The sequence below is a fragment of the Amaricoccus tamworthensis genome, assembly GCF_049800875.1.
GTDB lineage: Bacteria > Pseudomonadota > Alphaproteobacteria > Rhodobacterales > Rhodobacteraceae > Amaricoccus > Amaricoccus tamworthensis.
Window position 1 is genome coordinate 410520 of sequence record NZ_JBNAFV010000001.1, and the last position, 18034, is coordinate 428553.

Genomic DNA, 18034 nt, shown 5'->3' on the forward strand with positions numbered 1-18034 from the left:
ACGATTCCAAAATATATCAAAAAAATCAGATTATTATGCGAATTCTGCACTGCCAGTGACGCGTCTCACCAGTTTCCAGCCAGTCTGCTCCGCCCCGCTTAACCGCCTCCGACAACGGATTGAATGGGGCCGATGTGGGCTCAATCCCGATCTGGTAAAGCGGGTTATCCAATGGCCAGCCGCCATAGGAAAACCACAGCCCCACCCACGGTGCCGAAGCGGCATCCCACGTAAATTCAATCAGTCCTCCGTCCCCGGCGAATGCAACGCTCGCCCGCCCTTCAACCGGAGCAAAGAACTTCCCCGCGCCCCCGGCCGAAGCGGGCAAAACTGGACCTGGGCTGACCTCTTTCCCCGCGGAATCGTGCCAAGGACCAATGCCGGACGCCACAATGCGCTCCCCTGGGCGACAGGCCAGCAGACAGTGCTGGCTCCACAGCCACGGCAGCGGCGAAGACTGTCGCTCTGTCAGGGAATAGCGCAGTATCACATACTCCCCTGCCAACCGGAGCGACCGGCGGAACACAAACCGCGGATCTTCATACGTGGCGACGATGCCGGAAGATTTGGCATTGCAGGTCCACGCCCGCCCCCAAAGCGCGCCATGATCGCGCAGCCCGCCACCCCAGGCATGCATCTCGCAGGCTGCCACAGTTGGAAAACACTCGTCCCACCCGCTGGGCCGCTCCTCAATATAGGACGCGCCCTCAGCTGCTGATCCTTTCAGGTCCCCCGGCACAATCCAGTTGCGCCCGCTCCGCAGGTCGGTGAGCTCAGTTATGCGCGCCCCGAATTCCGGCGCCGTGCGCAAACGCAGGACGCCGTTCGAAACCTCCATGGACCTAGTGCCAGCCAACCCTCGGTGCGCGCGGAATTTCGTCATTTGCGCGGGCCCGTATCATGTCCATATGTTCCCGTCGGATCCTCGCCGCGCCAGGGTCGTCGAACAGATTGACCATCTCATCTGGATCGTCCTGCATGTCGTAAAGCTCGCCAATGTCGGTATTGAGGTCCACCGACATCCGGTAGCGGTCACTCCGCACGGTGCGCAGGTCAAGATCAATCGCGCTGCGCTTTGCATCCACCTCGAATTCACTCAGCGCGTAATCGCGGGTTTGCCGCCCCTCGATCAGGCCTACCCAGGACGTGCCATTATCCTCCTCGGCTTGAATCCCAACCAGTTCCGCGAGGGTTTTGCGAGTATCCAGCGTGTTTACCGGCGCGTCGATGACCCTGCCCTCGGCAATTCCAGGGCCGCAAATCAGGCAGGGCACCCGGAGCAGTCCATCATACAGCATCGGCCCCTTGAGCAGCAGGCCATGGTCGCCCATCCATTCGCCGTGATCAGAGATGAAGATGATGATTGTATTGTCGAGGTCGCCCCGAGCTTCCAGCGTGTCGAGAATGCGGCCCACCTGCTGATCAACCGCGGTGATCATACCGAAATAGATGGCCGTGATCTCGCGGATCGCCGCTTCCGACATGTCGCCCCGCTGCCCCCAGTCGGTGCCGCCCGCATTATGCTCCGCCCCCTGTTTGATGCGGTCACGCCCGGCAAGAAACTCGCGGTGCCACCACGGCCGCTTGTCGAGATCGAGCTCAATATGCTCCGGCACAATGACCTCGTCGGGATGATACATGTCGCACCAGGGCCGTGGGGCCAGGAACGGCGGATGCGGATCGGGGAAGGACACCCAGGCGAACAGCGGCTTTTCACCCTGCTCCTCGATCATCTCGATGGTCCGGTCTCCGATCCAGGGCGTTGAATGCCACTCCGCGTCCAACGCCGAGCGCCAGGCCTGAAAATTGCGGGTTCTCGGAGGCAGGTGCTCCTTGGCCAGATCCCAGCGCTCCTTTCCACGACCATCAGCATCAAGCCAATTCTCATAGTGTAGCGTTTCCGGCGCCGGATACCATTTGGTATGGTGGTGCGGCCGCAGCATCATCTGCACGTTCTCAAAACCAAAATACTCACCACTCCAGTCCGGCGGAAAATCCTTCGCACTGGAATAGCATTCCGGGCGGCCTGTCGGCTCGAACGTCTGCTGGCTCGACAGATGGGCCTTCCCGATGAAATGCGTATCATACCCGGCCGCACTGAAAATCCCCGCGAGGCCCTGCTCCCCAAACCGGTAGTCTAGATCACGACCGTTGTCGCGCACGCCATGACTGTAGGGCAGCTTACCGGTCAGGATCGACGCCCGCGCGGCCTGACACATGGGATGCGGCGTGATGCATTTGGAAAAACGCACCCCCCGCGCGCCGATCCGGTCAATGCCCGGTGTCTTCACACCGCGCCCCTCCGGACCAATGCAGTCGCCGCGTTGCTGATCGGTCGAAATCAGAATGACATTCGGCTTGCGGGTCAAAACCGTTCCTCCAGTGTTTTTTGAAATCCGTGCGTCACACCACACTAAAAATAAACATAATATGTTTGACAGTGAAATGGCAAGCGGTCTACCGTTGATTTGATCAAATCGCACGAAAATGATACACGATCCGAACCAAATCACGGTTGCACACACCGTCACGGCACCGCGACCTGGAACAGGCGATAGAATGACGGCTTCACAACTTCCCCTGTCGATCAGTGTTGCGGCCGTTGACGGGGCCGAAAACGCCATCTTTCATCAGATCCGCCACGAAATTCTCGCCGGAAACCTCGCCGACGACGAGCGTCTGAAGGTCAGCGAACTGTCCCACCGCTACGGCGTGTCCACCAATCCGGTCCGCGAAGCCCTGCAGCAGTTGCGCGGCGAGGGTCTTGTTTATTTCGTAGCCAACCAGGGCGCGCGGGTCCGGGCCATCGACACCGATTTCGTCGGCGACGTCAGCGAGGTGGGGCAACAGCTAGAACCCTACCTCGTCCGCGTCTTTGTTGAGACCGCGAGCCAGGAAGATATCGACCGGCTGGAAGTGATACAGGACGGGATGAACGAATTGAACTTTGCCGACAAACTCAGACACGCCGACCTCGATCGGGAGTTCCACGCCACTCTCTACGGTGATCATTACAACCGGGTGGCCATCAAACTCTGGCAGCAGCACCGCGAAATTCTCTGGGCCATTTCTACGCGGGTGCCGGTTGCGGTTGGCCGACGTGAGGCCATTCTGCGCGAACACCGCGAGATTATCGCCTGCATCAAGCGTCAGGACGTCGACGCCACAGCCGAAACCCTGTACCGACATGTGCGCGATGCCGGTCGCCACCTGGTCGACCGCCTGAGCATCGCGCAACGCAACACTGCAGGATAGGTCGCGGGAATGGATGGATCACCGAAAACTTGCTGCGCCAGCCGGGACACCTCCGGGGAATCTTCCCCGGCGGTCGCGGTGCCGAATGGCGAAATGCCTGTGGCGATGCGCGACACCGTTCATGTGCCCGGCGGCAAGGCTTTGGTGGGCACGATGCATCCGGTCATTGACGGCGACGGCGAGTCACCTCTCCGCGAACGCCGTGTAAAGCCTCTCGAGTGGGAACGCGGCACGGTGACGGTCTCCGCCTTCCGCCGGTTCGTGGAAGCCACGGGCTACCGCACCGAAGCAGAGCGCTTCGGCTGGTCCTTTGTCTTTTTCCTCCATGTGCCCGAGACTGAAGTCGCCACGCTTGGCATAGACGGTCTGGAATGGTGGCGCAGGGTCGATGGCGCGTCCTGGGCGATGCCCGCCGGCCCCAACGGGGAGCCAGGCAGAGACGATCACCCGGTCGTGCATGTCTCATGGCATGACGCCTCGGCCTATGCCCGCTGGGCCGGTGGCAGACTGCCTAAGGAACACGAGTGGGAACATGCCGCACGGGGCGGGCTTGGCGACGTAACCTTCCCCTGGGGCGATGAGGCACCCGACGACGACACGTTCCAGCCCTGCAACATCTGGCAGGGCAATTTCCCGCACAAAAACACCTGTGCCGATGGCTACGCGGCCACCGCCCCGGCCATCAGCTTCGATCCAAACGGATACGGTCTCTACAACATGGTCGGCAACGTCTGGGAATGGACCGCCGACCCGTTCCGCGTCCGCACCCTGAAAAAAACCGCCCGCCAGGCGTCACCGGGTGCCGCCCAACGCCTGCTCAAAGGCGGCTCCTTCCTGTGCCACGCAAGCTACTGCTACCGCTACAGAATCGCCGCCCGCACCGGCAACACCCCGGATTCTTCGTCGTCCCACACCGGGCTTCGCGTGGTATACCCAGGCTGACATTCGGCGCGACGGGCACCCTGATACAGTAATTCCCGCAAACAGCCTGCAATTCCCGGTTGCACGAAATATTGCCGCGCGGAGGCCTGACCGCACTGGCGTAAATATCAAACCACGCCTGGTCTTACGGCAAAAATGCCTCGCCCACAGCGCAATTGACCGCATACACGGGGTACAAAACCGACGATTTAGTGGAAGTGGTGCTGCCGGGGAGATTTGAACTCCCGGCCTCTCCCTTACCAAGGGAGTGCTCTACCCCTGAGCTACGGCAGCGATGCGGGCCTTTTACCGATTTTGTCGGGTGGCGCAAGCATAATATGGACCGGAACGGCATGTTCATTTAAACAGCCGCCATGACGAAGGAAACCGCACCAAAATCCGCGAAAGCCGCCACGCCCGCGATGGACCGGGCCGAACGCCGTGCGGCCATGCTCAAGGCCAACCTGAAGCGCCGCAAGGCGCAAAAACGTGTGCGCGACGCCGCGGATGATGCCGACGCAACTGAAACGGAAGTCGCAAAATAGTGCCCGCGGTGTTGTCTTTGGCCCCGACACGGTCCAAATGAGGGTTTGGAAGCCTGACCTGCGCAAACCGCAGACGAACCGGAGAGACATCACGTGACCGAGGACGCCCGCTTCGAGGATGTGTCGGAAAAACCTCTGAGGCTGATCGCGAGGAGCGAAGAGGATCTGGTCGTGATCTCCGCGTTGCTTCAGGATGCGGTGGCGACAGTAAGTGACATTTCCTGGTCCCCGAAAAAACGGCGGTTTTCCATGCTCCTGAACCGTTTCCGCTGGGAGATCATGGACGGAAGCGATACCGGTGGCGGCAATTACGAGCGCGTTCGCACGGTTCTGACAGTCAATGACGTCCTGAAGGTGCGCGCAAGCGGCCTCAATCCCAAGGACGGGGACATGGTCATTTCGGTCCTTTCGCTGGCATTTGTGCCCGGCGAGGAGTGTTCAGGAAAGCTGTCGGTTACCGTCTCGGGCGACGGCGGCTTTGAACTGGATGTCGAATGTCTGGATATTGAGATGACCGACGCCACCCAACCCTACCAGGCGGTTTCCGGCTCCAGGCCGAAGCACCCCGAAACCTGATTGGACACACATTACCATGGCACAGTTTCTGTCCACGACGGACCGGGATTTTGAGGAGCGTTTTGAGCGTCTGCTGACGACAAAGCGCGAGGACGACGTGGACGTGAACCAGGACGTCGCGGCAATCATCGCCGATGTCCGGACCAACGGCGACGAGGCGGTCATCCGCTACACCAAAAAATGGGACCGGCTGGAACTGAAATCCGGCGGTTTTGCGTTCACCAAAGACGAAATCGACGCCGCCTGCGCCACCGTCCCGGAAGCCGACCGCGCGGCACTTGAACTGGCAGCGGAGCGTATCCGGGCCTATCACGAACGCCAGCTTCCCGATGACGCGCGGTGGACGGATGAGAGCGGCGCGGAACTCGGATGGCGATGGACGGCGGTGGCATCAGCCGGGCTCTACGTGCCGGGTGGACTTGCCTCTTATCCCTCGTCCGTTCTGATGAACGCCATTCCGGCAAAGGTTGCTGGCGTGGAGAATTTGGTGATCTGTGCCCCCACGCCGGATGGCCAGGTCAATCCTCTGGTTCTGTTGGCCGCCCGGATCTGTGGGGTGGAAACAGTCTACCGGATCGGGGGTGCCCAGGCCGTGGCCGCTTTGGCCTATGGGACGGAAACGGTCAGCAAGGTCGACAAAATCACCGGCCCCGGCAACGCCTTTGTCGCGTCGGCGAAGCGTCAGGTCTTCGGCACGGTTGGCATCGATATGATCGCCGGCCCCTCCGAGGTTCTGATCATCGCGGACCGGCACAATGACCCTGACTGGATTGCGCTGGATCTGATGGCGCAGGCCGAACACGATGCCTCAGCCCAGTCCATACTCGTGACAGACGATGCCGAATTCGGCCGCAAGGTGGATGAAGCGGTGAAGGAGCGGCTGAAAACACTGCAACGCGCCGACATCGCCGGGACCAGCTGGGCCGATTTCGGTGCGGTGATCACCGTCCAAAACTGGGACGAGGCCATCACGGTGTCCGATCGACTGGCCCCTGAACACCTACAGATCTGCACGGAAAACGCGGACCAGTTGGCGGACAGGGTCCGGCACGCGGGCGCGGTCTTTATCGGGGCACACACGCCGGAGGCCATTGGCGACTATGTCGGCGGCCCCAATCATGTGCTGCCCACCAGCCGGTCCGCGCGTTTTTCATCTGGCCTCTCCGTGCTCGACTTCATGAAGCGCACCACACTAAGCCGCATGACACCGGGCGCGTTGGCCAAAATCGGTCCGTCGGCGGCGCATCTGGCCTATTCCGAAGACCTCGAGGCTCACGCGCTCTCGATCCTGAGCCGCCTGAGCCGCATCAATGAAGGCGGCGATGACGGCTGAAACCGACAGACTGGAAGACGTCAGCTTCGATGGCTCGATTGCGGCGCCACGGACGCCGGAACTTGAGCAGGAACGACGCGTCGCCGTGTTTGACCTGCTCGAGGGCAATACCTTCGGTCTGAAAGAAAACCCCACCGGTGCATCGGGCCCCTGGCAGCTGAAAATCTCACAGCAGGGCCATCAGCTTGTTTTCTCCGCCGGCACCGGTGACAGACCTGACCTGGTCGACATACCCGTGCCACTTGCCGGTTTGCAGCAGGTGGTCCGCGACTACGCCCAAATCTGCGAAAGCTACTTCGACGCCGTCAGGCACCTGCCCCCCTCCCGCATCGAGGCAATCGACGAGGGGCGCCGCACGATCCATGATGAGGGATCGCGCATCCTTCTTGGACATCTCGAGAAGAAAGTGGACACCGACATGGCGACGGCACGCCGGCTTTTTACCATAGTCTGCGCATTAACACCCGGAGACAGATAGCAGCAATTCAAGTGTTTTTTCAGGCTGAATGTTAACTTAAATCAGTGCTGACTGCCGGTTTCCAATCATAAAAACGCAACAAAATGGCACATTCAGTGAACAAATGGGCCATTTAACTTGATTCATTAACGTATTGGGGCCATATACCGCGCCGTGGCGGGCAGGTGCCGTCGCCTGATTTCAACTGCATCGGAGTAAACATGGCCAAGGAAGAGCTTCTCGAATTCCCCGGTGTCGTGACCGAGCTTCTGCCCAACGCGACTTTCCGGGTGGAGCTCGAGAACGGCCATACGATTATTGCCCATACCGCGGGTAAAATGCGCAAAAACCGCATCCGCGTGCTGGCGGGAGACAAGGTTCAGGTCGAGATGACCCCCTATGATCTCACCAAGGGACGTATCAACTATCGTTTCAAATAATTCCGGAACAGGGCCATGCGCCTGATTCTGGCATCCGCAAGCCCGCGCCGGCAGGAAATACTGGCACAGGCCAACATCCGCCCGGATGCGGTCCGGCCTGCGGATATTGATGAAACCCCTGTCAAAGGTGAAAAGCCCCGCGTCCTTGCCGGACGCCTGGCTGAACAAAAGGCCCTCGCCTCGGACCTCTCGGACAGCGAGATCATTCTCGCCGCCGATACCGTTGTGGCCTGTGGCACGCAGTCGCTCGGAAAACCTGAAAACGACGCGGAGGCGGAGACATACCTGCGCAAGCTGTCAGGCCGTCGCCACCGGGTGATTTCAGGCGTGTGCGTACGCACGGAAATCCTGACCCAGGTTCGCACGGTGGAAACCGTCGTTCGGTTCAAACCGCTCTCGGACGAGGACATTGCAGACTACATCGCTATGGGTGAATGGCGGGGTAAAGCCGGTGGCTACGCCATCCAGGGCTATGGTGGCGTGTTCATCCCTTGGATACGTGGATCCTACAGTAATGTGGTGGGCCTGCCCCTGACCGAAACCGTCAACATGCTGCGTGGCGCGGGCTTCCGTCCGGAGAAGTCCGCACCGTGAAGGGCCGTCAGATCCTCATCGAACCGCTGCCCGAGGGCGGCCACGCCACAGCGCTTAAGGTCGATGGCAGGCTTGAGGACGTTCTGATTGACCCGACCCTGGACGGCACACCGTTACCGGAAGCCATCTACAATGGAACTGTCGCCCGCCCCATGAAGGGCATGGGCGGCACGATGATTGAACTCGGAAAGGGTCAGCGCGGCTACCTGCGCGGTCAAAATCCGCCCGCACCGGGAACAGGGATGATTGTTCAGGTGTCGACCTGGCCCGGCGAGGGCAAGGCTCCACCGGTCACGGACCGTATCATGCTCAAGGGCCGTACCGTCATCCTCACCCCGTTTGCCCCCGGCATCAATGTTGCCAAATCCATGCGCCAGACCGAGCGCGGGGCCGATCTCAAATCACTCGTTGAGGAGATGCTCGCGGATCATCATCCCAAACCCGGTGTAATCCTGCGATCGGTCGCGGAAACCACCGACGACGCGGAGGTTGCGGGCGAACTCGACGCGCTCCTGCAGGACTGGCAGCAGGCACTCGACAGAAAAGATGCCGGCGGATCCCTGATCCGCCCCGCCCCAGGCGCTGCCGATCAGGCTTGGCGCGACTGGCACCTGCCGGGCACGGACATTCTGGAATCCGACACGGCACTCAAGGAAACCGGAACGTGGGAGATGATCGCGGCACTGCTCGATCCCGTCATTCAACTCGATACTGGCTCAATGGCCATTGAGCCGACACGGGCCTGTGTCGCGGTGGACATCAACACCGGTAACGACTTCTCCCCCGCCGCCGCGCTTAAGGCGAACCTCGCAGCGGCGGCAGACCTCCCCCGGCAGCTGAGAATGCGCGGCTTGGGCGGACTGATTCTCGTGGACTTCGCTCCGCTGGCCAAAAAGGACCGAAACCGGGTCCTGTCCGCCCTGTCCAAGTCATTTCGCAGCGATGGCACCGAAACAACCGTGGCGGGCTGGACGCCAACGGGAAATCTCGAACTGCAGCGAAAACGCGCAAAAAGGCCGCTGGCCCTGCATGCGGACCGCATTAACCGCGTCTAGACCTGCAAATCGTCCGCCCCTTTGAGTGGCTAAGCGAATTCACGTTTCACGGGAACTTCCTTGATCCATGTCAATTTCGCGTCTAATTTCAAAGTCAATTGATATGGGGATGGATGTTGGTAGCAAGAATTACACTCGCCAAGACAGACGCAAACTGCCTCGACTGTCCAATCCGTCACCGTGCCGTATGCGCAAGCTGTACCTCGTCGGAACTTGAGGAACTCAACCGGATTCGCCAGTACCGCACGTGGAAAGCTGGCGAGACCATTGCCTGGGCGGGCGAAAAAATGTCGTTCGTGGGCTCGGTCGTAACCGGTGTCGCCACCCTCTCAAGCACTCTGGTTGACGGACGCCGACAGATGGTTGGACTTCTGCTGCCGTCCGACTTTCTCGGACGCCCTGGCCGGGGTGAGGTGTCCTACGATGTGGTAGCCGCAACCGAAACCACCTTTTGCCTCTTCCAAAGGGAGCAGTTCGAGCATTTCCTGAGCAAATCACCAAGCATCGCCAAGGAACTTCTCGAGAAAACGCTCGACGACCTCGATTCGGCGCGTGAATGGATGCTGCTGCTGGGCCGGAAAACCGCGCGCGAAAAAATTGCCAGCCTTCTGGTCATGATGGCCCGGCGCGACGGTGCGCTGCACCGCAACGAACCGGGCGACGGACTGGTTTTTCCGCTTCACATCACCCGTGAGGCCATGGCCGACTACCTGGGCCTGACCGTCGAAACCGTCAGCCGCCAGATTTCCGCGATGAAACGCGACAATGTCATTCAGCTGATGGATACCCGAACCATTCGGGTCCCCGATTTCAATCGCCTTGTGGAGCAGTCCGCCGCCTCCAGCGGTTTTGAGGACGCCCACCACGCGCTACCTGAAACAACCGCCAAACGGGCGTAATCAAACTAAAATCGGAGCCCAAACCAAAAAAAACCGGCTCCTTCGTCACGATCGAATGTCGAATTGATCCAGGTCAATGCTCCAGGTCGCGCCATGCACCAGGAAACCCTGACGGATCATCGGCACCGGTGGGCCGACGGATTCGGTGTGGAAGTGAGGAGCGTATAAAAAAATGCTGGCTGGAGTAAAAATTGGGGCGATGGGGGCGTTAACGCTTCTCTTCGCCATTGCAGCAAACTGGGGGCATGAGGAAGTCTACCGCTTCCATGCATTTCTGTTAATGGCGGTATCGGCATGGGCGTTTCTCCATGCCATCCGCACCGCGGATGCCCCGGCAACCCCCAAAGCGGCCCTCGAACACGAGTACATGGACGACGTCATCCGGTATGGCGTGATCGCAACCGCCTTCTGGGGTGTGGTTGGATTTGCCGCCGGCACGTTCATCGCCTTCCAGCTCGCCTTCCCGAGCCTCAACTTCGATCTTCCCTGGACCACCTTCGGCCGTCTCCGTCCGCTTCACACCAGCGCGGTCATCTTCGCATTTGGTGGTAACGCCCTGATCTGTACGTCTTTTTACGTGGTTCAGCGCACTACCGCCGCCCGTCTTTGGGGCGGCAATCTCGCCTGGTTCGTGTTCTGGGGCTACCAGCTCTTCATCGTTCTGGCGGCCACCGGCTACATCCTCGGCGGCACGCAGAGCAAGGAATATGCCGAACCCGAATGGTATGTTGACCTGTGGCTGACCATTGTCTGGGTGGCCTATCTGGCCGTGTTCCTCGGCACCATCGTGAAGCGCAAGGAACCCCACATCTACGTGGCCAACTGGTTCTTCCTCAGCTTCATCGTGACCGTGGCCATGCTGCACGTCGTGAACAACCTCGCGGTTCCCGTCTCGATCTGGTCCTCACAGTCCGTGACGCTCTTCCCGGGCGTACAGGGCGCGATGGTTCAGTGGTGGTACGGCCATAACGCCGTGGGCTTCTTCCTGACCGCGGGTTTCCTCGGGATGATGTACTACTTCATCCCGAAACAGGCGGACCGCCCGGTCTACAGCTACAAACTCTCGATCATCCACTTCTGGGCCCTGATCTTCCTCTACATCTGGGCCGGTCCGCACCACCTGCACTACACCGCCCTGCCCGACTGGGCACAGACGCTCGGCATGGTGATGTCCGTCGTGCTCTGGATGCCGTCTTGGGGTGGCATGATCAACGGTCTGATGACCCTCCAGGGCGCCTGGGACAAGCTGCGCACGGACCCGGTTCTGCGTATCCTCGTGATTTCCGTGGGCTTCTACGGCATGTCCACCTTTGAAGGTCCGATGATGTCCATCAAGGCGGTCAACAGCCTCAGCCACTACACCGACTGGACCATTGGTCACGTGCATTCCGGCGCTCTTGGCTGGAACGGAATGATCACCTTCGGCGCACTCTATTTCCTCGTGCCACGTCTTTGGAAACGTGACGGTCTCTACAGCCTGTCACTCGTCAGCTGGCACTTCTGGCTCGCCACCATCGGCATCGTCCTCTACGCCGCCTCCATGTGGGTCACCGGCATTATGGAAGGTCTGATGTGGCGTGAGGTCGACGACCAGGGCTTCCTGATCAACAGCTTTGCGGACACCGTCGCGGCGAAATTCCCGATGTATGTGGTCCGCGGCCTCGGTGGGGTGCTCTACCTCGCTGGAGGAGTGATCATGTGTTACAACCTTTGGAAGACGGCCACCGGGGCCACATCCACATCCAGACCCGCGCAAGCGGTTCCGGCGGAATAGGGAGGCTCGGACATGTCACTACTTTCAAAACACGGCATCATTGAGCGCAACGCGTTTCTGCTTCTCGTGCTCAGCTTCCTTGTGGTCACCATCGGCGGCATCGTTCAGATCGTGCCTCTCTTCTACCTCGAGAACACGATCGAAGATGTGGAAGGGGTGCGCCCCTACGCGCCGCTGGAACTTGCGGGTCGCGACATCTACGTCCGTGAGGGCTGCTACGTTTGCCACAGCCAGATGATCCGCCCGATGCGAGCGGAGGTCGAGCGCTACGGCCACTACTCCCTGGCGGCCGAATCCCAGTACGACCGGCCCTTCCAGTGGGGATCGAAACGCACCGGTCCGGACCTTGCGCGCGTGGGTGGCCGCTATTCCGACGAATGGCACGTGGGTCACATGTACAATCCCCGCGACCTTGTCCCGGAATCGATCATGCCCGCCTACCCGCATCTCGAGCGGACAACCGTCAGCAGCGAGTACATCGGTCAGGTCATGGAAACGCACCAGTTCACGGGCGTTCCCTATACGGATGAAATGATCGAGGCGGCCAAAGCCGACTTCCGCGCCCAGGCCGACCCGGACAACGGTGACGTCGACGGCCTGCTTGAGCGGTATCCCGGTGCACAGGCCCGCTACTTCGATGGCGATACAGGCCGCATTACCGAGCTCGACGCGGTCATCGCCTACCTCCAGATGCTTGGCACGCTGGTCGATTTCTCGACCTTCGAGCCGGACCAGTCACGTTAGGGGGCTGATATGGAAACCTACACAAGCCTTCGGGCTTTCGCCGACAGCTGGGCAATGGCCGGACTGTTCCTGTTTTTCCTGGCCGTGGTCCTCTGGGTGTTCCGACCCGGGTCCAAAAAGGTCCACGACGACAGTGCAAACATGATTTTCCGGAACGAGGACATGCCAAAGGGTGACGAGGACATGCCAAGGGGTGACGGTAATGGCCGATAACAAAAGAGAAATCGATACCGCAACAAACACCGAAACCACCGGGCATGAGTGGGACGGCATCCGCGAACTCGACACGCCGATGCCGCGCTGGTGGCTGATCACCTTCTACATCACCATCGTCTGGGCGATCATCTACACCATCTTTATGCCGGCCTGGCCCATGATCAACAGCGCCACTCCCGGCATTCTCGGCTATTCCAGCCGCGAGGAGGTCGCACAGGAACTGGCCACTGCGAACGAGGTCAACGCCCCGCTCGACGAACGCCTTGCGAACATGGAAATCACATCCGTCGTTGAGGATCCGGAGTTGCTGCGCTTTGCCACCGCCGGTGGTGGCGCGATCTTCCGCAACTACTGCTCCCAGTGTCACGGCGCCGGTGCGGCCGGTGCGGTTGGCGGTTATCCCAACCTTCTGGACGATGACTGGCTCTGGGGCGGCACGCTTGCCGACATCCAGCAGACCCTGACCCATGGCATCCGCTATGAGGAGGACCCGGACACCCGCTACAGCCAGATGCCCGCCTTCGGCGACATTCTGGAGGAGGAGGAGATCAACAGCCTCGTTCAGTACGTGCTGTCCCTCTCCAACCAGGAGCATGACGCCGAAGCGGCCGGCGCCGGAACCGAACTGTTCATGGACAACTGCAGCGCCTGTCACGGCGAGGACGGGAAAGGCATGCAGGACCAGGGTGCGCCGAACCTTACGGACAGCATCTGGCTCTATGGCGGTGACCCCGAGTCCATCGCGACCACCATCCACGACTCGCGTTTCGGCATCATGCCCGCGTTCGGTGGCCGCCTGTCGGATGAGGACATCCGCAAAGCCGCGATCTACGTACATACACTGGGCGGCGGCCAGTAATCCCTCCCTGGAGGGAGCCACCGCCCGGATCGACAAACACGCCCGAACCGACTGGGTTCGGGTGTAACCGGGTAAGGACAGTTCCGTGACGGACGTTTCGCAATCCAAACCACCCAGCCTTTACGCGGCCCGCGAACCGGTATTTCCGCGTCGCGTCTCGGGTAAATTCCGAACACTCAAGTGGTGGATCATGGGGATCACGCTCGCGATCTACTACATCACGCCCTGGCTGCGCTGGGACCGTGGCCCGGCCCTGCCCGACCAGGCGGTTCTGGTCGACATGGCCAACCGCCGCTTCTATTTCTTCTTCATCGAGATCTGGCCCCAGGAGTTTTACTTCGTGGCGGGCCTGCTCATTATGGCGGGCCTCGGGCTCTTCCTGTTTACCGCCGCGCTCGGCCGCGTCTGGTGCGGCTACACTTGCCCCCAGACCGTCTGGACGGACCTCTTTATCCTTGTGGAACGCTGGATCGAGGGCGACCGAAACGCCCGCGTGCGTCTCTTCAACGCCAAATGGGACGCCCGTAAAATCCGCCTGCGCCTGTTTAAATGGACCGTATGGCTTCTGATCGCCGTTGCGACCGGCGGAGCATGGGTATTTTACTTTGCGGACGCACCCACCCTGCTCGTTGATCTTTTCACCCTTCAGGCCCCGCTGACCGCCTATGCGTCCGTTTTCATTCTGACAGCGACGACCTTCATCTTCGGCGGTTTCATGCGGGAGCAGGTCTGCATCTACATGTGCCCCTGGCCCCGCATCCAGGGCGCCATGATGGACGAGCAGACCATCACCGTAGGCTACCGGGCCTGGCGCGGCGAACCACGCGGCAAACACCGCAAATCCGCGGAAGCCGCCGATCTCGGCGACTGCATCGACTGTTCCGCCTGTGTGAATGTCTGCCCCACCGGCATCGACATCCGCGACGGCCAGCAATTGGCCTGCATCACCTGCGCCCTCTGCATCGACGCCTGCGACGATGTCATGGACAAAATCGGCAAACCCCGCGGTCTGATCGACTACGTGACCGTCGAGGACCAGGAAACCGAGACCAGGGGCGGCACCTCCGTCTCCGTTATCCGGCGCATCCTGCGTCCGCGCATCATCGTCTACACGGCCCTGTGGGGCGCAATCGGCCTAGGTCTCATTGCCGCTCTTGTGATGCGCACCGATCTTGCCTTTTCCATCGAACCGGTCCGTAATCCGGTGAACGTGGTGCTGTCGGACGGCTCCGTCCGCAACGCCTATGAACTGAGGCTTCGCAACATGACGGGTTTCGACCGCGACCTTGAAATTGCTCTGGAGGGCGGCGGCAACATGGTCCTCGACCTCCAGGGACAGGACACGCGCTCCGTCACCGTACCGGCCGATGAAACCCTGCGTCAAAGGGTGTACCTGACCGCGCCCGCCAACAGCGGTGCGGCAACCGCCGGGGCAACGGAAATCGTGATGACGGTAAGCGACGAAAACTCCGAAACCACGGCCAGCGAGCCGACCATATTCCAGGGAACGGGACGATGAACATCCGCGGAAGACCCCTCACCGGACGGGATGTGGCCTTGATCTTCGCGCTGTTTTTCGGCGTTATCCTCGCGGCCAACCTCACGCTGCTCTTCAATGCCGTCAGCACGTTTTCGGGCCTCGTCGTCCCCAACAGCTACGTCGCCAGCCAGTCCTTCGACCGCAACCGCGAGGCGCAGGAGGCCCTTGGCTGGAGCCTGAACCTCGACTACGCGGACGGCAGCGTGGCGCTCGCCATGCGTGACAGTGAGGGGCGTCTGGTGCGCCCCGCATCGCTCGACCTGACCATCGGCCGTCCAACCACAGAGCGCGACGACATTCAGCCGCAACTCATCGCCGGACCGGACGGGTACACTGCGACCGCGACTCTTGCGCCCGGCATCTGGCGGGCCGAGATTGAGGCAACGGATTTTGAGGGCGAAACTTTTCGGCAGCGGCTGAACCTCTACGTCCCCGCACTAAAATGACCGACGCCAGCTTTACCGGAGCGGCCTGCCCAGGCTGTGCCGCTATGCCCGCCAGTCGCGGCACCGCGCCGTTCCGGTCACTGGACGGCGTCCCCCTGCGGCGCATTGAACTTTCCCTGCCCGACATTCACTGCGTCAACTGCATCAACGGGGTGGAGGACTGCCTTGCTGCCCTGCCCGAGGTTGAGACCTGCCGCGTTAACCTGGGCCTCAAACGCGTGACCGTCACCGCAGCCGACCGGCCGGATGTCGAGGACCATCTGCTCGAAAGCCTCAAATCCGCCGGGTTCACAGCCAACCGTCTCGATTCCACCGCACTCGACGCCACCCGCCGCGACGATGTCGGACGCGCCCTGCTCGCCCGGATCGGCGTCGCGGGCTTCGCACTCATGGCGGTGATGCTTTTTTCGTTTTCCGTCTGGTTCGGCGCCGACGGCTCCACCCGCGACATCATGCACTGGATGTCAGCCCTGATCAGCATTCCCGCAGTCGCCTTCTCCGCCCAGCCCTTTTTCCGCAACGCCATCCTCGGCCTGCGCGGCGGCCGTATGGACATGGACCTGCCCATCTCCACCGCCATCCTGCTGGCTGTTGGCGTCAGTCTCTGGGAGACCGCAAATTCCGGCGAGCACGCCTTCTTCGACGCGGCCCTGATGCTCACCTTCTTTCTGCTCGTGGGCCGTTATCTCGCCCACCTGACCCGCCGATCCGCCCGCTCCGCCGCCGCCGAGCTGGCCGCGCTTGAGGTCCAGCGCGCCTGGCGGGTGAGCCCCAACGGAACTGTCGAGGCCGTCACCGTGGACACGCTGAACCCCGGTGACGTGGTCGAGGTCGCCGCCAACGCACGCATTCCCGTTGACGGCACCGTGCTCTCGGGCAGTTCCGAAATCGACCGCTCCATGCTCACCGGAGAAACCCTGCCCGAGCAGGCCGCTCCCGGCGCACGCGTCAGCGCGGGAATGCTCAACCTTTCAGGCACCTTGCGGATCACCGTGAACGCGCTCGGCGAGGACACCCTGCTGCACGAAATCTCCGAGCTTGTTGCCAGCGCCGAGCAGAGCCGCAGCCGCTACTCCACCATCGCTGAACGCGCCTCCGGCTTTTACGGTCACACGGTCAACATCCTCGCCGCCGCCGCGTTCCTCGGCTGGGGCATCCTCGGCCAGGACTGGTACCTCGCCGTCACAATCGCGGCCGCCGTTCTGATCATCACCTGCCCCTGCGCCCTTGGCCTCGCAGTGCCCGCCGTGCTGGCCTCCGCCTCCGGTAAACTGTTTCGCAAGGGCGTCCTGCTCACCGACGGTGATGCGCTCGAACGCCTCGCGGGCGTCGACACGGTGGTTTTCGATAAAACCGGCACACTCACAAATGGCCGTCCGCAGCTCATCGACCCCGAAAGCATTGATCCCGGCACTCTCGCCCTCGCAGCCGGTATCGCAGGCGGCAGCAGCCATCCGCTCTGCGTCTCCATCCTCGATGCCACCGCCCGCACCGGTATATCTCCGGCCCAGGTGGACGCCATCGAAGAGCATCCAGGTTTCGGCCTTGAGGGGACCCACGACGGCCACCGCATTCGCCTCGGACGGGCCGACTGTGTTGGGGCGGACCACCACAGCGACCGCACCGCCACCTGGCTGCGCATCGGCGACGATGCCCCCGTGCCACTGCTCTTTCGCGACGTCCCCCGCCCCGAAGCGGCCCAGGCGGTCAGCGACCTGAAAAATCTTGGCCTCACCGTCATGCTTGTTTCCGGAGACACCGAGGCACCGGTCGCCGCCGTCGCCCGCGAACTCGGCATCGACACCTGGACCTCCGGAGCAACACCGCCTGAAAAAGTCGACATTCTGAACGGGCTTGAGGACAAAGGCCACAAAACCCTGATGGTCGGCGACGGCCTCAACGACGCCGCCGCGCTCGCCTCCGCCCATGTCTCGATCTCACCGGCCACCGCCGTAACGGCCAGCCGGTCAGCCTCGGACATGATCCTGCTCGGCGGCAACCTCGATCACATCGTCGAGGTCATTGAACTCGCCCGCGCCTCGCGCCGACGCATCGTGGAAAACTTTGCCCTCGCATTCGGCTACAACATCATCACCGTACCCATCGCGTTCATGGGCTTCGTCACGCCTCTGATCGCGGCCCTTGCCATGTCGGCCAGCTCCATTGCAGTCTCGCTCAACGCCATGCGTCTGGGAGATACCAAATGAATGTTCTCGCCATTCTCGTACCAGTGACCCTGATCCTCGGGGGAGCCGGCCTCTGCGCCTTCCTCTGGAGCCTGCGCAACAACCAGTACGAGGACCCGGAGGGCGACGCCAACCGTATCCTCTCCGACCGTTTCGACGACCACCCAAAACGCTGACGGCACGCCTGTACCCGC

General features: G+C 61.4%; 20 protein-coding genes and 1 tRNA gene. 18 read left to right on the forward strand and 3 right to left on the reverse strand.

The window, feature by feature from the left end; genetic code table 11:
- Nucleotides 1–25 precede the first annotated feature (25 nt).
- Both ACP15P_RS02005 and ACP15P_RS02010 read right to left on the reverse strand, forming a co-directional pair.
- Nucleotides 26–838 carry an aldose epimerase family protein gene (locus ACP15P_RS02005; RefSeq protein ID WP_424926817.1) on the reverse strand — a complete coding sequence of 271 codons (813 nt, stop codon included), beginning with the start codon at nucleotides 836–838 and terminating at the stop codon, nucleotides 26–28.
- A gap of 4 nt (nucleotides 839–842) precedes the next feature.
- Entirely contained in the window at nucleotides 843–2369 is a 1527-nt protein-coding gene (locus tag ACP15P_RS02010) for a sulfatase-like hydrolase/transferase (protein ID WP_424926818.1), read from the reverse strand.
- Nucleotides 2370–2559: 190 nt separating this feature from the next.
- Here ACP15P_RS02010 and ACP15P_RS02015 point away from each other — a divergent pair, with 190 nt between their 5' ends.
- Together ACP15P_RS02015 and ACP15P_RS02020 are read left to right on the forward strand one after the other, a co-directional pair.
- Entirely contained in the window at nucleotides 2560–3255 is a 696-nt protein-coding gene (locus ACP15P_RS02015; RefSeq protein ID WP_424926819.1) for a GntR family transcriptional regulator, read from the forward strand.
- Nucleotides 3256–3264: 9 nt separating this feature from the next.
- Nucleotides 3265–4197: a formylglycine-generating enzyme family protein gene (locus ACP15P_RS02020; RefSeq protein ID WP_424926820.1), complete on the forward strand. Its 933-nt coding sequence runs from the start codon at nucleotides 3265–3267 to the stop codon at nucleotides 4195–4197.
- A 198-nt stretch (nucleotides 4198–4395) separates the two neighbouring features.
- On the opposite strand, the gene ACP15P_RS02025 is transcribed toward ACP15P_RS02020, so the two are convergent.
- Nucleotides 4396–4470 (reverse strand) — tRNA-Thr (locus tag ACP15P_RS02025).
- Between the two features lie 80 nt (nucleotides 4471–4550).
- Between ACP15P_RS02025 and ACP15P_RS02030 the strand changes: the two genes are divergently transcribed.
- From ACP15P_RS02030 to ccoS, 16 genes are all read left to right on the forward strand, one after another.
- Nucleotides 4551–4721, forward strand: a complete 171-nt coding sequence (locus ACP15P_RS02030; RefSeq protein WP_424926821.1) for a hypothetical protein — start codon at nucleotides 4551–4553, stop codon at nucleotides 4719–4721.
- A 93-nt stretch (nucleotides 4722–4814) separates the two neighbouring features.
- A complete protein-coding gene (locus ACP15P_RS02035; protein WP_424926822.1) occupies nucleotides 4815–5297 on the forward strand; it encodes a DUF2948 family protein in 483 nt (160 codons plus the stop codon).
- Between the two features lie 16 nt (nucleotides 5298–5313).
- Nucleotides 5314–6630: a histidinol dehydrogenase gene (hisD, locus tag ACP15P_RS02040; protein ID WP_424926823.1), complete on the forward strand. Its 1317-nt coding sequence runs from the start codon at nucleotides 5314–5316 to the stop codon at nucleotides 6628–6630.
- A complete protein-coding gene (locus ACP15P_RS02045) occupies nucleotides 6620–7108 on the forward strand; it encodes a UPF0262 family protein (protein ID WP_424926824.1) in 489 nt (162 codons plus the stop codon). Before hisD ends, ACP15P_RS02045 begins: the two co-directional genes overlap by 11 nt.
- 200 nt (nucleotides 7109–7308) lie before the next feature.
- A complete protein-coding gene (gene infA, locus ACP15P_RS02050; protein WP_111428650.1) occupies nucleotides 7309–7527 on the forward strand; it encodes a translation initiation factor IF-1 in 219 nt (72 codons plus the stop codon).
- A gap of 15 nt (nucleotides 7528–7542) precedes the next feature.
- Nucleotides 7543–8121, forward strand: coding sequence for a Maf family protein (locus ACP15P_RS02055; protein ID WP_424926825.1), 579 nt, complete (start codon nucleotides 7543–7545; stop codon nucleotides 8119–8121).
- On the forward strand, nucleotides 8118–9176 hold the full coding sequence (locus ACP15P_RS02060; RefSeq protein ID WP_424926826.1) for a ribonuclease E/G: 1059 nt from the start codon (nucleotides 8118–8120) through the stop codon (nucleotides 9174–9176). The genes ACP15P_RS02055 and ACP15P_RS02060 overlap by 4 nt, the downstream gene beginning before the upstream one ends.
- A gap of 113 nt (nucleotides 9177–9289) precedes the next feature.
- Nucleotides 9290–10075 (forward strand): transcriptional regulator FnrL, encoded by a 786-nt coding sequence (fnrL, locus tag ACP15P_RS02065; RefSeq protein WP_424926827.1) that lies wholly within the window; start codon nucleotides 9290–9292, stop codon nucleotides 10073–10075.
- A gap of 172 nt (nucleotides 10076–10247) precedes the next feature.
- Entirely contained in the window at nucleotides 10248–11849 is a 1602-nt protein-coding gene (gene ccoN / locus ACP15P_RS02070) for a cytochrome-c oxidase, cbb3-type subunit I (protein ID WP_424926828.1), read from the forward strand.
- Nucleotides 11850–11861: 12 nt separating this feature from the next.
- Nucleotides 11862–12593 (forward strand): cytochrome-c oxidase, cbb3-type subunit II, encoded by a 732-nt coding sequence (ccoO, locus tag ACP15P_RS02075; protein WP_424926829.1) that lies wholly within the window; start codon nucleotides 11862–11864, stop codon nucleotides 12591–12593.
- Nucleotides 12594–12602: 9 nt separating this feature from the next.
- Nucleotides 12603–12806 (forward strand): cbb3-type cytochrome c oxidase subunit 3, encoded by a 204-nt coding sequence (locus ACP15P_RS02080; RefSeq protein WP_424926830.1) that lies wholly within the window; start codon nucleotides 12603–12605, stop codon nucleotides 12804–12806.
- Nucleotides 12796–13668, forward strand: a complete 873-nt coding sequence (gene ccoP, locus ACP15P_RS02085) for a cytochrome-c oxidase, cbb3-type subunit III (protein ID WP_424926831.1) — start codon at nucleotides 12796–12798, stop codon at nucleotides 13666–13668. Before ACP15P_RS02080 ends, ccoP begins: the two co-directional genes overlap by 11 nt.
- 85 nt (nucleotides 13669–13753) lie before the next feature.
- A complete protein-coding gene (gene ccoG / locus ACP15P_RS02090; protein WP_424926832.1) occupies nucleotides 13754–15187 on the forward strand; it encodes a cytochrome c oxidase accessory protein CcoG in 1434 nt (477 codons plus the stop codon).
- Nucleotides 15184–15654, forward strand: a complete 471-nt coding sequence (locus tag ACP15P_RS02095) for a FixH family protein (RefSeq protein WP_424926833.1) — start codon at nucleotides 15184–15186, stop codon at nucleotides 15652–15654. The genes ccoG and ACP15P_RS02095 overlap by 4 nt, the downstream gene beginning before the upstream one ends.
- 44 nt (nucleotides 15655–15698) lie before the next feature.
- Nucleotides 15699–17861 (forward strand): heavy metal translocating P-type ATPase, encoded by a 2163-nt coding sequence (locus ACP15P_RS02100; RefSeq protein ID WP_424926834.1) that lies wholly within the window; start codon nucleotides 15699–15701, stop codon nucleotides 17859–17861.
- A complete protein-coding gene (ccoS, locus tag ACP15P_RS02105) occupies nucleotides 17858–18016 on the forward strand; it encodes a cbb3-type cytochrome oxidase assembly protein CcoS (RefSeq protein WP_424926835.1) in 159 nt (52 codons plus the stop codon). The genes ACP15P_RS02100 and ccoS overlap by 4 nt, the downstream gene beginning before the upstream one ends.
- The last annotated feature ends 18 nt before the right edge of the window (nucleotides 18017–18034 follow it).

Excerpts from the sequence above, each read along its gene's own strand:
- fnrL (WP_424926827.1), top strand. The coding sequence starts at position 9,290 with ATGTTGGTAGCAAGAATTACACTCGCCAAGACAGACGCAAACTGCCTC.
- ACP15P_RS02005 (WP_424926817.1), bottom strand. The coding sequence starts at position 838 with ATGGAGGTTTCGAACGGCGTCCTGCGTTTGCGCACGGCGCCGGAATTC.
- ACP15P_RS02100 (WP_424926834.1), top strand. The coding sequence starts at position 15,699 with ATGCCCGCCAGTCGCGGCACCGCGCCGTTCCGGTCACTGGACGGCGTC.
- ccoP (WP_424926831.1), top strand. The coding sequence starts at position 12,796 with ATGGCCGATAACAAAAGAGAAATCGATACCGCAACAAACACCGAAACC.
- ACP15P_RS02095 (WP_424926833.1), top strand. The coding sequence starts at position 15,184 with ATGAACATCCGCGGAAGACCCCTCACCGGACGGGATGTGGCCTTGATC.
- ACP15P_RS02080 (WP_424926830.1), top strand. The coding sequence starts at position 12,603 with ATGGAAACCTACACAAGCCTTCGGGCTTTCGCCGACAGCTGGGCAATG.
- ccoS (WP_424926835.1), top strand. The coding sequence starts at position 17,858 with ATGAATGTTCTCGCCATTCTCGTACCAGTGACCCTGATCCTCGGGGGA.
- ccoO (WP_424926829.1), top strand. The coding sequence starts at position 11,862 with ATGTCACTACTTTCAAAACACGGCATCATTGAGCGCAACGCGTTTCTG.
- hisD (WP_424926823.1), top strand. The coding sequence starts at position 5,314 with ATGGCACAGTTTCTGTCCACGACGGACCGGGATTTTGAGGAGCGTTTT.
- ccoN (WP_424926828.1), top strand. The coding sequence starts at position 10,248 with ATGCTGGCTGGAGTAAAAATTGGGGCGATGGGGGCGTTAACGCTTCTC.
- ACP15P_RS02030 (WP_424926821.1), top strand. The coding sequence starts at position 4,551 with ATGACGAAGGAAACCGCACCAAAATCCGCGAAAGCCGCCACGCCCGCG.
- ACP15P_RS02055 (WP_424926825.1), top strand. The coding sequence starts at position 7,543 with ATGCGCCTGATTCTGGCATCCGCAAGCCCGCGCCGGCAGGAAATACTG.
- ACP15P_RS02020 (WP_424926820.1), top strand. The coding sequence starts at position 3,265 with ATGGATGGATCACCGAAAACTTGCTGCGCCAGCCGGGACACCTCCGGG.
- ACP15P_RS02045 (WP_424926824.1), top strand. The coding sequence starts at position 6,620 with ATGACGGCTGAAACCGACAGACTGGAAGACGTCAGCTTCGATGGCTCG.
- ACP15P_RS02015 (WP_424926819.1), top strand. The coding sequence starts at position 2,560 with ATGACGGCTTCACAACTTCCCCTGTCGATCAGTGTTGCGGCCGTTGAC.
- infA (WP_111428650.1), top strand. The coding sequence starts at position 7,309 with ATGGCCAAGGAAGAGCTTCTCGAATTCCCCGGTGTCGTGACCGAGCTT.